Below are 13,810 nucleotides of genomic sequence, written 5' to 3'. Positions count from 1 at the left end.
TTTTTGGAGGTTGTTTTATGAGCGTTATCAGAAGCGCGCTTCGCATGGCTGCCGCCGCGGCTCTCGCCGCCACGATCACATCGGCCGCCAACGCCGCGATTTACCCGCCGCAGCGCCAGCTGCCGGCCACCGTCATCTCCGAGTTCAAGGCTTCCCCCAACAGCCTGCTGCAGCAATATCCGACCGGCGGCCCGCAGCTGATCTCGCGCGTGCGCGACCTCGGCGCCTCCGATCCGACCACGCTGCCTGGCCTGATCGCGCTCCTGAAGGATCCCGCGACCACCAAGGACCAGATGAACGCGATCGTCGCCGGCCTCGCCCAGGTCGCGCGCATGGCCGCGCAGCAGGATCAGGCCTACGCCAACGAGATCCAAACGGCGATCGCCGGCACCGGCAACCCCGACGTGATCGCCGCCTACCAAGCAGCGACCGGCGACGTCGCAATCGCCGCAGCCGGCGGCGGCGCGGGCGGTGGCAGCGGTTCAGGCGGACCGACGGGCAACGGCTTCCCCACCGGCGGTGGGGGCGGCGGTATTGTCGTGTTCGGCAACAACACGACGCCCAACAACGGCTCCGGCATCGGCAGTGGGTCCGTTAGCGGCACCACTGTCAATCAGGTAAGTCCATTCTGAGCCGTGGATCAGTGAAGTCCTTGTGAACCTTCCTGTAGCAGAGCGGCGCCATCGAGCGCCGCTTTTACGTTCGGGGTCGTTAACGCTCACGCGAATTGTCCGGTGAAAGCCGCGTTGCGCTGCATCAACGGCGTTCAAGTTCAGATGACCCTGTGCTACTTTACGTACAGCGACGGAGCAGGGGGCTTGCTTCCGAGGCCGGGAGGCAATGGCCAAGCCTCCAATCAAGCCTCTATTCCTAAAGATGCAGATCGCGGATTGATTTCAGGAATCGATAGATGTTGCAGGTGAACAAGAGGGCCTCGGAAATCAATCGGGAGATTGTCGATTTTGAAAGCAACTCCTCGCAGTCACTCGCCTCATACATTGAGATCATTCGTCGTCAGTTTCCGGCAATGCTCGCCATCTTGTCGAGCTGCGTGATTCTTGCGCTGCTTTATCTCTTCACGGCTGCGCCGGAGTTCACGTCGACCGCCTCTATGGTGATCGACACTCGCAAGTTGCAGCTTTTCCAGCAGCAGTCTGCGCTGGGCGATATCGCGATCGATTCGGCGACGGTCGAGACGCAGGTCGAGATTCTGAAGTCAGAAAATATCAGCCTCGCTGTGATCCGCGACTTGCATCTGATTGAAGACCCTGAGTTCACCGGCTCCGGCGGCGGCCTTCTCGGCGCAATCGCGGGCGCTGTCATCGGTGTTTTTTCCGAGAGCCGCTCGCTCTCTGAGTACGAACTGACGCGGAAGGCGCTACAACGTTTTGAGAAGAACCGTACGGTAAAACGCCTCGGCCAGACCTACGTAATGGAGATTGGGTTCACCTCTAAGGATCCAGGGAAGGCGGCCAGAGTCGCCAACGCAATCGCTGATGCCTACATCGTCGATCAGCTTGAGGCGAAGTATCAGGCCACGCGTCGAGCGAGCGTCTGGCTTCAGGATCGTATCAAGGAACTGCGCACGCAGGCCTCAGCCGCGCAACGGGCCGTGGTGGATTTCAAGACGCAGAATAACATCATCGACACCGGCGGCCGGTTGATGAACGAGCAACAGCTCGCCGAGGTGAACAGTCAGCTTATCCTAGCGCATGCGTCCACCGCGGAGGCCAAAGCGCGGCTTGATCGTATAAATGACATTCTCAAGCAGGAAATCCCAGATGCCAATGTCGCCGACGCGCTGAAGAACGAAACGATCGTGAAACTGCGGGGCCAGTATGTCGACATGGCCTCAAAGGAAGCCATTTGGTCGGCGAAGTACGGTCCCGATCATCTTGCTGCGGTAAACCTGCGCAAGCAAATGGCGGAGATTAAGAGGAATATCGTTGACGAGTTAAAGCGCATCCAAGAGTCCTACAAGAGTGACTACGATATTGCCATCACGCGCGGGGACAGCATTAAGGCCAGCTTGAACAACGCCGTCTCTGAATCTCAGCTCACGAACCATGCGCAGGTGCAGCTCCGCGAGCTGGAGAGCAGCGCTCAATCTTACCAAGCTATGTACGACAATTTCCTTCAGCGCTACATGGAATCGGTGCAGCAGCAATCCTTTCCAATCACCGAGGCGCGGGTGATCAGTCCGGCGTCCAAACCGCTGGTGAAGACTTATCCCAAGACGCTCATCATCTTGGCCGCAGGGCTGCTCGGCGGGTTAATGCTGAGCTTTGGTGCGGCAATGGCGCGCGAGCTGACGGATCGGGTATTCCGCACCACAGGGCAGGTGGAGGATACTTTGGGTGCGAACTGCGTTGCGATCTTGCCCGCCCTAGGCGCTGCAACTCCGTCGGGGCCGCTCGGCGGCAAGTTCGGTAAGAAGAAGGACGAGAGATCGCCAGACTTGCTTCGATACGTGATCGAAAATCCATTATCCCGTTTCTCGGAAGCTGTCCGATCTTTGAAGGTGGCGGTGGACCTCAACTCCACGGTTCGAGAAAATCGTGTTCTGGCGATTACTTCTGCACTACCCAATGAGGGCAAGAGCACGCTTTCTACCAACCTTGCACAGCTGATGGCGCACGGCGGCGCCCGCGTAGTGCTCGTGGATGCGGACCTGCGCAATCCCTCGCTGTCGCGCGCCCTCGTGCCCGACGCAGCTGTCGGCTTGATAGAGGTCATTGCACAGAAAGCGTCGCTGGAAGACGTGTTGGTCGTCGATCCGATTACCGGGCTTGCCATTCTGTCGGCCGGCGCCACAAATAAGCTGCTGCACACGAATGAAATTCTGGCCTCTAAGGCTATGCAATCGGTCGTGGACCTGCTTCGCTCTAAGTACGATTACGTCGTGATAGACATGCCGCCGATGGCTCCGGTGGTCGACGTGCGCGTAACCTCGCCTTTCGTCGACTCCTATGTATTTGTCGTCGAGTGGGGAAAAACGAATATTGATGTCGTACGGCACAATCTTCGCTCCGCGCCGGAGATCCAGGACAAGCTGCTTGGTGTGGTTTTGAATAAGGCGGACACGAGGCTTCTCGCCCGTTACGAATCCTACCATGGTCGTTATTACTATCAGAAATACTATGCCCGCTATGGCTATTTGGAGTAGCAGCCCCGCAATGAGCCTAGCGGCAATGCGCGTAGCATTCGGGTTGACCGGCGTTGCCGCCGTATTTTGGGCTTCTACCGTGCTGCCAGTATTCCGCGCGTCGACTCCAGCGCGCGAGATCGCCTCGCGCATTTTGGCCGGTGATCGCTTCAAGCCAGGAATGATCGATGGCTTGCTTGCAAGCATCGATCGCTCGCCTAAGTTGCCTCTCGTATCTCACGTTGTCGTTCGGGCCGAGGCACTCCTGCGCGTTCGTGGGACCGAAGAAGCGATGGTACGCAGCGGCTCGGACAAGGCCGACTTGGGAATAATCGTGTCCGAAAAGAAGGTGCGACATTCGCTGACATTGAACCCGGCGGACAGCTTCCTCTGGCTCATGCTGTATTCCCTCTCCAGTACCTTAAACGGCTTTGATGTTCGAAACATCGATTACCTCGACCAATCCTACGTTAATGGTCCCTTAGAAGGTTGGATCGCGCTTCGACGCAATCGCTTCGCGCTCGCTGCATTTCCGATGTTGAGTGAAGCGACACAGCAGAAGGCGGAGATTGAGTTCGCTGCTATGGTAGACTCGGGCCTCGTTGAACAGGCTGTAATCAACTTCACCAGCGTTGGTTGGGAGCAGAGAGATCGATTGCTCGTGAGCCTCGAGCGGGCGGACGTCATCTCGCGCGAGCAATTTGCCAAGAGACTTGCCCGCGATGGGGTGAAGGTGAACGTGCCAGGGATTGTTATCGAAGAGCGGTTCGGACGATGATGAATTGGTACTTTTCCAAGAAAGGTGTTCGTGTGGTTTCAGGCTTGTGCCTTGCCTTTGCAGCTGTCGGCTTTGACAGTGGGCACAGCTCCGCGATTGGGCAATCGCTGCGAGGGTTTACCGTCCAAGGGCCCGCAGAAGCGAGCGATTCTGCGGTGCCGCGCGATGCATTTGGTAAGCCCTGCCTGAACACCGAAGCGATCGCTCGTTCTCACGTCACAAACCGAGCTGTGCTCGATCACATTGTTAGCGTTCGTAACGACTGCCCCAAAACGATTAAGGCTCGCATCTGCTACTATCGATCCGAACAGTGCAACGATGTCGATGTGGGTAGCTATAAACGGGTCGATACCATTTTGGGGACGATGGTTGGTGGGCAGTACTTCAGATACTCGGTAACACCGAGAAAGTAAGCACCACTTTCCGATCACATGCATTTGCTTTTTCTTCTAGTAAGGCCGCTTTGATGCTGAGCTCGTTGAGCAAGATCTCGCTGTTTCTCAGTGAGTTTATGAAGGATGCGCTTCTCTATGCGCGCTACTGTGGTGTCTCACCGTTCCGGGACGTTGGGGCGAGTGGTTCGTACAAGCTGGTCATAGAAAGTCATGCAATTGAAAAGGGGCTGTCCCTGCCAAAACCAAGGAAGCTATTTGGTAGAGCAAAAATATCTTACATCGTTGGCGAGCTCAGGCGTGCTACCCGCGTCAATTCGAAGTTTTCCGTGCAAATGGCCGCGGGTGCTCTGTCGGGCTATAAGCAGCTTCACGCTGAACAAGGAGTTTCCGATCCAATCCTAGTCGACATAGAAGCCGTCTTACGGGACACAACGCATCAGAAAGAGCTGATTGCGAATTCCGGCACGCGAACCATATCTCCGGAGCATCCGAGCGGGCAATCTGTGCTGGAGACGAGATTCAGCTGCCGCATGTTTGATCAATATCAGGTGCCCCGAGCCGAAATTGAGCAAATCGTTTCGTTGGCACAGCGGGCGCCTTCACAGTGTAATCGACAGGCGACCAAGGTGTATGTCTTCCAGAGCCGTCCAAAGATTGAACGGCTGCTCGCATTGCAGGGAGGTGCCGCCGGATTCGGTCACTTGGTGAGCAATCTTGCGATCGTATCTTCCGAGCTTTCGGCGTGGGGTGGCGCGCAGCAAAGGAATCAGCCCTACGTCGACGGCGGGCTTTTTTCCTTGGCGTTTCTATTGGCGTGCCAGGAGCGAGGATTTGTCGCGTGCCCGCTCAATCTGGCAGTGAGGCATCGTGTTGAACACGAAATTCGATCGGTCGGCGGAATACCCGCGGGAGAACGTCTGATAATGATGATTGCCTTCGGAAAGCCAGTCAGCGACGAACAAATTCGGGCGGCGGCCTCGCCCAGGCGCCCTCTTTCGGAGGTATTGGTCGTCGAACATTAACGAACTTAACCGCGGGCAGGGATTATGAAACGAGAACTGCTAGCAAACAACGTTGCTAGCGCGGGCAGTATATTCTGGAGAATTCTTGTCCAGCTGGTTATCCCACCCTCACTGATCGCGTGGTGGGGGGCTGATCGGTATGGTGAATGGCTCTTTATCACCTCTTTGCCCCTTCTCCTCTCGGTCGCGGATCTTGGGTTCGCCGATGCAGCAGCATCGCGAATGACAATGGAGGTGGCGAAGGGAAACCGGGACGAGGCTTCCCGAATCTTTCAATCGATATTTGCATTGACGGGAGCGATCTGTTTTGCCCTGGCTGCGAGTGGGTCTCTATTGTTGCTCGTAGGTCATCTGACCATCGGAAAGGCAAGTTTTGGCGAAGAATCGCTGAGAGCCGCGTTTCTGTTCGTGTGTTATTCGGCCTTGTTAATCTTATCGAAGCTCTTCCTAGCGTGTCTTCGAGCTGGTCGTCGCTATGCCGAATCGACCCTCGTGTATGACGCTCTTCAAGCGCTTGAAGGTGTTGGTCTTCTCATATGTGCGTACACCGGTAGGTCCTTCGTCTTCTGTAGTTTGGTCTACGTGTTGATGAGGTTGATCAACATAGTCGCGCTTATCGGAATGATACGGGGATGGATGAATTGGTTGCGTTGGGGTCTCGAACTGTGCAGTTGGGAAACGGTAAGGGAATTGCTGTCTCCCGCGCTTGCAGCCATGGCGATGCCTGTCGCGCTCGCATTGAATTTCCAGGGCATGATCTGGATCGTAGGCAGCTCGCTCGGGCCGACTGCGGCGGCGGTCTTGTCCACGGTTCGCACGGCAAGCCGCGTGATAATACAACTCGTCGGGATATTCAGTCGCGCTGCGATGCCTATCTACTCGGCCAGCGTCGCCACTAACAACGCTAGATCACTCGATATCATCCAGCGGGTTGATCGGGTGCTAATGCTTGTTCTTCTCTTTCCGGGATGCGCGGCTTTCGGTTTGTTTGGAGTCCAATTGGTAGGGCTGTGGACTCATGGACATATCGTTCCTGACGCAAGCTTTGTTTGGATTATTGCGGCTGGTGCACTCTTTCATGGGCTTTGGTTCTTCAGAACCAATTTGCTTGTCTCGATCAACAAGCACGTCAAATTCGGTTGGGCCCTGGTCGGTTTGACGCTTGCCTTCACGTCTCTTGGAATTCCCTCGGTAAAGCTTTTTGGAATGACAGGGGTAGCTACTAATCTCCTGGCGTTAGAATTCGCCACGTTCATTGCGTTCTGGATATTGAACGATCATTTCAAGATGGCACGTCCGTGATCATTTCATCAGAAGATATCGATGTTTCCTCGCTGACGCCCGATGTAACGATCGTGGGAGGAGGAGCAGTTGGTCTGATCGCGGCAGTGTATCTTGCGAGCCGAAAGGTCAAAGTTCTCGTACTTGAAGCCGGACCTCTCCAGGTGGACCCGAACTCACAGCACGTCTTTGAGTCGGCTCGCTCCAGCGGTCGAAGACATCTGGGGATATACCAGGGCCGCTTCCGGGCGCTCGGCGGAACGACCAATTTCTGGGGCGGTCAGCTCGTTCGTTTCGATCCCCTCGTTTTTTCTCGTCGGGATTGGGTCTCAGGCGACGCTTGGCCCATAGGGTACGATCAAATTGAGCAGTTCTATAAGATCTGCGAGAGCCTTCTGGATGTGCCACCTGAGTTGACCGACGATCAGAAGCTGCTTCAGCTGTCCAGAACCCCAGACGTACATCTGGATGCCAACCTCACCTACTTCTTCAGCCGCTGGCTAACAGAGAAGAATTTTAGGTTTCGCTTCTCGCATTTGTTGAAGTCAGACCCGAACGTCACTGTGGTTACAGGAGCGCCGGTGACGATGCTGAAGTTCGACGGCAGCCGGCGAAGTGTTGCTTCGGTGATAGTTTCCGGTCCGCGCGGGCCGACCCAAGTGTCGTCAAGGTTTGTGGTTCTCGCAAACGGAACCATTGAGATGGTACGGCTTCTTCAACATCCAACTGTTAGCGAGGAAGAAGCGCCGTGGTCTCAGAATCCCTGGCTGGGCCGAGGATTCATGGACCATCTCGAAGGTACGGTGGCTAAGATCACGCCAGTCGACAGAAAGCTGTTCCACCAGCTTTTCGACAATGTCTTTTTGAAGGGCATGAAATTGCAGCCCCGTCTTAAACTGGCAGAGGAGCTGCAGCGGAAGGAACGGCTGCTTGGGGCGGCGTTCCACATCAAGTTTGACTCGCAGATGGAGGAGCACGTTCAGAACGCCAAGATCTTCGTGTCTGGGTTGCTGAAGGGCAGGTTCTCTAACCCCAAGCGGATTATTCCTGAGCTTTGGTCGGCGGCTCGCGTAGGCGTTCCGATGAGCTGGCATTATATCAAGCATCAAAGAATACTGTCTCCCGCAGGTGGGGACATTCAGTTGCGCATTATGCTGGAGCAGACCCCCGTCTTCTCAAGCACGCTCAATTTGACGCGCGAGAGAGACCAGCACGGAATGTACCTTCCGGAACTATGCTGGCGGGTTTCATCCGAGACAGAAATAAGAACGATCCAGAAAGCGGTCGGGGTTGTGAAGGACTATTTTGAGTCGCGTGGAATTGCAAAAGTCGATCCCTCGAAGGAGATTTCGGGGAGAAGCCCAGATCTGCTCGACTCGTTCGTTGATACTTATCATCACATGGGCGGCGTCCGCATGGCCTCTTCGGAGAAAGATGGCGTCGTCGACCCGACAGCTCGCGTTTTCGGAAGTCAAAATCTCTACGTGATGGGAGCGGCAACCTTCCCCGTTTCGGGCTTTGCAAATCCCACGTTTACCGCGATGGCCATTGCTTTGCGGACTGCAGAGGTCATTAGAGAGAGAGTGATTTCGCAATGATTCCTTCTGAGAATGCAATGAACCTCTTCGGTCACGGGCTTGGGTTCGGATGCTCTCACGTCACAGGTGGATTCGAGACTCGTTCAAATATTAGACTTCTCCGGTCAGCCTATGATCTTGGGCTCCGCTATTTTGATACCGCGCCTCTGTATGGTCACGGTACGTCGGAACAGGTCGTTGGCCAGGCCTTCCGAGAGGACAGGCATCGCATCGTAATTGCCACAAAAGTTGGTATCCCTCATCCAACGCTGACGCGTAGGAAGCAGATCGTCAGATACCTTGCACATCCGCTGCGTCGATGGTTTCCCGCCGTTTCCAAGAAGGCGGTGAGCCAAATCTATCGCTCAGGGCCGGCGACAGACTTTTCATGGCCCTCCATGCAAAAGTCGATTGAAAAGTCACTGAGAAACCTGCGGACGGACTACATCGATCTCCTGCTTCTTCATGAAGTTCGAGCTTCTGATCTGTCGGACGAAATGAAAAAGGGCCTTGATGAAGTTGTTGCCCAGGGCAAAGTACGCAGGTTAGGGCTGGGGACTGGGGTCCCCGAGATCAGGGAAATTCAGGAAAGCGGTCATCAGTTTGAAGTGTATCAGCGTCCGTGGTCCATATTTGTGCCAGACGAGGACGCGTTCGCTCACAAGTACCAGATCTTTCATGGGGCAATCGGTCGTTCTATAGACGCCATAGCGACAAGGCTTCGCGAGGACCCTGCACTCTGCATGTCTGTGCAGGAGGTGAGTGGGATGCGTTGTAATTCGGTGGAAGACGTCGCGAAGATTTTGCTTTCGACCTCGCTTGCCGCGAATGCGAGCGGCATGACCCTATTTAGCTCTCGACGCTCAGCCCGCGTCGAAAGCTACATCCGATTTGTTCAGGAGTACGATTCCGATCGACTCGGACGTAAACTAGTTCAACTCTTTAGGTCGCAGGACACGACAACGAAAGCTTCGAGCAACAGGTCGTGTTTCCAGTGATGGCACAGCTCGGATAACTCACCCAGCGCCTCAAAGAGTTCTCGGAATGAGCTGCTGCTGGTTTGATGGGCGTCGGATTAAAGCTAACTCTACGCCCTGCGCTCGGATTGAACTGAGCTGAGATAAACGATGGTCGATGCCTAGGGCCATACCTGGAAGTCGTACTCGCTGCGCGAGTCGACGTGCAACAGAGGATCCGGCTTGTCGTACCGTTATGAATAGCGCATCCGTCACGAGCTGCGATACCTTGCTCGTGCTTACCTTGGCACGAACGCCCTAAAACGTACGACGTTCATCGAATATGGTCGCTCATTTCGTCGGCTCGCCGCATTCATTATGAGGTAAAAGTGTTGCTTCCTGGCTATCTCAGGCACAGATTCACCAGAGGCAACGTACTGAACCGTATCGTTATGCCAGAATGTTATCGTCAAAGAGCGTGGGTCGAACCCTGCCCCAAATCGATGCCTTTGCGTTCGGTCGATCTTTGCGTTCTTCAGATTCGGATTGCTGCGTGTTCTCTTATAGTTAGGCCACTTCCCTTCCCAAGCGATAGATGTTGCCATCGGTCCGGGGGTGAATCCTCCTTCGTCAACATCGATCTCGAGCCAGCGTTCATAGCCTTTATCATCCGGCGGATATGAGTCTTGTTGCTGCGCGTTGTGCTCGATGGGCATCAACCAGACCGCGGGCCAGTGATCCGGGTCATCATCAGAAAGGTAGGTCTCGAACTCAACAAAGAAGCCTTGATCTCCGTTGAGCAGAGGGAGAAGACCCGGCACCATATTTGTAGGCACGGTTGCTACTGCGCCGCCCAAAGCAATCGACAATGACCCGTCAGGGCGATCAGAATACAGGGAGGAATCTCTCGTCTTTTGTGTCCACCATACGCCGTTGTATAGGATGGAAGCGTTACCTTTGCCGTTCATAGAAATATCTGATTTTTTTGGACAAACGTCAAAAGCAACTCGATTGAATCCCATTTCAGTCGCGCCCTTCGGAGCAGGCTTGGGCTCGCAGGCGGTTGCCGCATTAATGGACAAAGAAATAGCAGTGAGAATGGCTAGAGATTTTACCATTGCTTCCTCAGTTGTAGTCTAGGCTGAGAGGGCGTCGTTGAAGCGTAACTCCTTTGTTGCGGAAAAGAGGATCGGGCCGCCAGGCGCGAGGACAGCCTCGATGAAAAAAGCAGGATACAAAGGGAGAATGGATTTCCGATGGCGATTAGATATCGGTTGAAGACCGATTGGAAGAGGGCAAAAATCAGCGCGTAGAAGGCGAGCCTGAAGAAGCCGCCCCTGTTAAGCTGCAAAGCATAAGCACGCTTCAGCATATAGAGGAAACAGCAGAGCAGAGCGAACGTGAAGAACAGCCCGGACTCTATCGTTATATTGATGTATGAGCTTTCTGTGGGGAAGCCAACATTGTCCATAGTGGCCGACCTCAAGCCACTCCCCAGAAATATCTCCCAGCTTCGGCTCCCGATAAATTCGATTCCGCGGCGCCAAATATCGACCCGCCCGGTACCTCCGGATTCGACGCCTCGTTCTTTCGAGTTGAGGTCAAGCATTTCTGCCGCATAAGCAGCGATATGATCCCAAAAGAGAATGAGGATTGCAAAGAGCGCTATACCTGCGATGCCAAGATATAGGGTCGAACTGCGAGCCTGAAGTACCTGACCGAAGACGTAAATGCTCAGCGTAAGCGAGACTGCCAAGAGGCCTCCCCGGGCGGAAGCAGCCAACATGACCGCCAAGCACAACGCGATTGCGACTGTCTTGATTAGTATCCTCCATTTCCCCGATCCAAGCGAGGTGTTCGCTATGATGATGATGAAGCCGCCATAAACGAACCCCGCAAGGTTCGGGTGCATGCCGAAGGGAGCTTCGCGGAGCTCCCACCTCCTTAGCGCTCCAGGAGCGAGAGCGACCAACAGCTTTGAACCGAAAACGATCAAGACTAGGGCAAGAATGATTAGAATGGATGCAAGAAGACAATGCATCATCTCATCATCCTGCATACTGTTCGTAATGATGAGAATAGCCAAATAGGTGATTAGAAAGACGGTCGTGTATGCGAAAACGTACGTTTCTTGCGTCGCTGCTGCAGTGCCGTACGATAACAGGATTGAGAACAGCATGATCCCGTCGAACAGCGAAAGTGCGACTTTGATCCTATGATTCCCTACCATGAAGCACAGAGCCGAGGCGACCATTAGCCCAACACCGAGCATTTGAGCCGCCGCGGCGTACTTCTCATCATTCGAATACATGAGCGAGACAAATGACGCGCAGAGCAATACATGCCGTAGGCCAAAACGGCTCGCACGAGCATGCGTACCGGAAAACACCGCGCGCCGCGATGGCAGTGGTCGCATTTGATTTCTCGCCTCTTTCATCGGTAAATCTGTCGACGCTGCGTAATCTGACCGGATGGTGCCAAGCGCGCTGATCGTCCGTATCGGGCGAGTCGTTGGCTTGGCCTTTGCGACCAGTAGATCTTGCTCGCTATTCGCATCCGTCCAGTTCGGTGCCCTTTACTAGTCACGACAGGAACTCGCTATTCAAGCCGCAAACCTGTCAACTCGCCCAGCGCCTTTCTTATCTCTTGCTTACTTGAGGCGCCGGAGATCCTTCTGCTCAGCTCTAGTTGCTTTGCTCCAACGAGAAAACGGTACCAGTAGCCTTGCAGAAAGTGATACACCAAGCCTTCTTTACCATCCAAGAAGCCGCATCTGAATATGTACCGATAAAGGAAATAGGCTGTCGAGCTCACCGGAAAAGGAATTCTATTGTATACTTGTTCTTTCAGGCGCCGCTTGAGCGCGGCTTGGAAGGAACTGTTTTCGGTAGTTAGAAACGAGTTCTCGTCTAGGAAGTGCAGTTTCGTATTCAGCAACTCGACCGCTTCCCGTGCGGCGTAAGCATTGTGCTTCTGGATAAAGTGACTTAAGTCGTGCAGATTCCAATCGGCGAAGTTGCCCGCCAGGGTCACCGTCTTGCCGTGCAGCACCGCAACGTGCTCGTCCATCCAACGATCTTCAACTCGAGCACATCCGCGCCGCCAAATTCTCAGCATCACGAGCGGATACCGATCGCCGTGTTTGATCCAGCGCCGCCATGAAGATATGCTTGCGCTTCAGATTGATGCCTGTGATCTCGGGACCCAGCTGGGGAAGCTTGGACTGAATTTCCTGGATCAAATCTGGTTCGAGAACTTCATCTGCATCCAGCCGCATGACCCACTCAGAAGACAGTGGGGCATTATCTAGAGCCCAGTTGAACTGTTTGGCTTGGTTGACAAACTTGTTTTGCAGGACCGTGGCTCCAAGAGAGCGCGCGATCTCGACCGTCCGGTCTGAAGAGTAGCTATCAATGACGAAGATGTTGCGTGTTAACTTCGAGAGATTCTGGATGGCTCGTGCAATATGAACTTCCTCATTGTATGTGAGGATCACGACGTCGATCGAGCCGAGGGTCGTTACAGGAGCTTGCTTCATTGCACAAACGACGCGGGTCGGGGCGTGCCGTCGAAGAGATGATCGAAGATTTGGAGAAGGTAGCCGGCGCCACTCTTCTGAGTGAGATGGCCCATTGCCCATTCGTGACGTGCCTTCCTGAACTCTGACCCGTGAAGCCCCTTGCTTATCATGCCATCTATGGTCCTGGCGAATTGCTTGCCGTCGAGTTTATGTACCACTGCTCCTCTCGTCTCCTCAGCCAGGCACATTGAGGCGCCCACCTTTGATGAGGTGACCACCGCCGCTCCAGCCATAAGTGCCTCGCTGACAACCGCTCCCCAGCCATCATCCATCGTGATGGAGGGCAAAACCAGTATGTCCGTCATCGATAGAAAGTAGGGCACTTCGTTCATTTTGATCGGGCCGAGATATCGAACATTGTCGAGGGATTTCTCGGCGCTGAGGACCAGCTCGGAGCAGCTTCCGTGTCCAGCAACATAGATACTGGCGCCGTGGGTCAGGTTCTTTATCGCTTCAACGAACAGGTGTATGCCCTTGAGTTTCTCGAGACGGCCCAGGAAGGAAACTACGGGGCCGGCGGATCTATCGATTTCAAAGCTGCTTCCCGCAATGGCCGGTGGCGGCAGGAAGTAGGCAAAAGGGAAAATCCGCTTGGCTGGATAACCAGACATTTGAAACCAGTCTGGGCCATGCGCTCCAATTGCAAGCACGAATGCTGCATTTCTCCGAAAGCTGCTTTCGGTGGCCCAGGATTGGGCCAGGCGCGCGATACCTCCTAACCCCTCAAAAACACGCGGCTCGTGCAGAAATCCAAACCTCCGCTTGTGCGCAATAACCGCTTTCAGGCCTTCGACAATGCACGGGATCCGGCGCAGCCCAGAAAATATATGGATGGAGTCGGTCGGGGAGCTCGCCACGAGCGCACGTACCTCTTCGGGTGTGGGGCCCACTATGATCGGCGCATCTCGGCGCATCTCGGTCTGCCAACCTTGCGCTTGCCGCTTCTCGCCCAATTCTTTTTGGGCGATGAATGTCGCTTTAGAAACCCGCTCGTGACCTAAGAGCTCATAGAACAGAGGCAGCTTGTGTGGTGACGTCTCTGGCTCCCACAGGTAGATTGTATAGTGCTTGGACAT

The 13,810-nt window shown here is 54.7% G+C and carries 13 protein-coding genes; 8 read left to right on the top strand and 5 right to left on the bottom strand.

Annotated elements, in window-relative coordinates; translation table 11 throughout:
• Window positions 1-17: 17 nt before the first annotated feature.
• The 8 genes from ACVWYQ_RS14955 to ACVWYQ_RS14920 all read left to right on the top strand — a co-directional run bounded on the left by ACVWYQ_RS14955 (window position 18) and on the right by ACVWYQ_RS14920 (window position 9,196).
• A complete protein-coding gene (locus ACVWYQ_RS14955) occupies window positions 18-632 on the top strand; it encodes a hypothetical protein (RefSeq protein ID WP_456725777.1) in 615 nt (204 codons plus the stop codon).
• A 278-nt stretch (window positions 633-910) separates the two neighbouring features.
• A complete protein-coding gene (locus ACVWYQ_RS14950) occupies window positions 911-3,166 on the top strand; it encodes a polysaccharide biosynthesis tyrosine autokinase (RefSeq protein WP_456725776.1) in 2,256 nt (751 codons plus the stop codon).
• Window positions 3,167-3,191: 25 nt separating this feature from the next.
• The gene (locus tag ACVWYQ_RS14945) at window positions 3,192-3,923 is read left to right on the top strand and encodes a hypothetical protein (protein ID WP_456725775.1); all 732 of its coding nucleotides are present in this window, start codon (window positions 3,192-3,194) and stop codon (window positions 3,921-3,923) included.
• On the top strand, window positions 3,920-4,336 hold the full coding sequence (locus ACVWYQ_RS14940) for a hypothetical protein (protein ID WP_456725774.1): 417 nt from the start codon (window positions 3,920-3,922) through the stop codon (window positions 4,334-4,336). Before ACVWYQ_RS14945 ends, ACVWYQ_RS14940 begins: the two co-directional genes overlap by 4 nt.
• A 65-nt stretch (window positions 4,337-4,401) precedes the next feature.
• Window positions 4,402-5,340: a nitroreductase family protein gene (locus tag ACVWYQ_RS14935; RefSeq protein WP_456725773.1), complete on the top strand. Its 939-nt coding sequence runs from the start codon at window positions 4,402-4,404 to the stop codon at window positions 5,338-5,340.
• 24 nt (window positions 5,341-5,364) lie between these two features.
• The gene (locus ACVWYQ_RS14930) at window positions 5,365-6,642 is read left to right on the top strand and encodes a lipopolysaccharide biosynthesis protein (protein ID WP_456725772.1); all 1,278 of its coding nucleotides are present in this window, start codon (window positions 5,365-5,367) and stop codon (window positions 6,640-6,642) included.
• Complete coding sequence (locus ACVWYQ_RS14925) at window positions 6,639-8,219, top strand: GMC oxidoreductase (protein ID WP_456725771.1); 1,581 nt, start codon at window positions 6,639-6,641, stop codon at window positions 8,217-8,219. The genes ACVWYQ_RS14930 and ACVWYQ_RS14925 overlap by 4 nt, the downstream gene beginning before the upstream one ends.
• Before the next feature lie 17 nt (window positions 8,220-8,236).
• The gene (locus tag ACVWYQ_RS14920; RefSeq protein WP_456725770.1) at window positions 8,237-9,196 is read left to right on the top strand and encodes an aldo/keto reductase; all 960 of its coding nucleotides are present in this window, start codon (window positions 8,237-8,239) and stop codon (window positions 9,194-9,196) included.
• A 257-nt stretch (window positions 9,197-9,453) separates the two neighbouring features.
• Here the strand turns inward: ACVWYQ_RS14920 and ACVWYQ_RS14915 are convergent, their stop codons facing one another.
• From ACVWYQ_RS14915 to ACVWYQ_RS14895, 5 genes are all read right to left on the bottom strand, one after another.
• The gene (locus tag ACVWYQ_RS14915; protein WP_456725769.1) at window positions 9,454-10,272 is read right to left on the bottom strand and encodes a hypothetical protein; all 819 of its coding nucleotides are present in this window, start codon (window positions 10,270-10,272) and stop codon (window positions 9,454-9,456) included.
• A complete protein-coding gene (locus ACVWYQ_RS14910; RefSeq protein WP_456725768.1) occupies window positions 10,266-11,465 on the bottom strand; it encodes an O-antigen ligase family protein in 1,200 nt (399 codons plus the stop codon). The genes ACVWYQ_RS14915 and ACVWYQ_RS14910 overlap by 7 nt, the downstream gene beginning before the upstream one ends.
• Before the next feature lie 287 nt (window positions 11,466-11,752).
• Window positions 11,753-12,223 carry a hypothetical protein gene (locus ACVWYQ_RS14905; RefSeq protein ID WP_456725767.1) on the bottom strand — a complete coding sequence of 157 codons (471 nt, stop codon included), beginning with the start codon at window positions 12,221-12,223 and terminating at the stop codon, window positions 11,753-11,755.
• Window positions 12,224-12,233: 10 nt separating this feature from the next.
• Window positions 12,234-12,692, bottom strand: a complete 459-nt coding sequence (locus tag ACVWYQ_RS14900; protein ID WP_456725766.1) for a glycosyltransferase family 2 protein — start codon at window positions 12,690-12,692, stop codon at window positions 12,234-12,236.
• Window positions 12,689-13,810: a glycosyltransferase gene (locus ACVWYQ_RS14895; protein WP_456725765.1), complete on the bottom strand. Its 1,122-nt coding sequence runs from the start codon at window positions 13,808-13,810 to the stop codon at window positions 12,689-12,691. Before ACVWYQ_RS14895 ends, ACVWYQ_RS14900 begins: the two co-directional genes overlap by 4 nt.

Source organism: Bradyrhizobium sp. USDA 3397, from assembly GCF_054060965.1.
The sequence above is the reverse complement of the archived record's forward strand: the minus strand, read 5'-3'. Positions and strand labels throughout refer to the sequence as shown.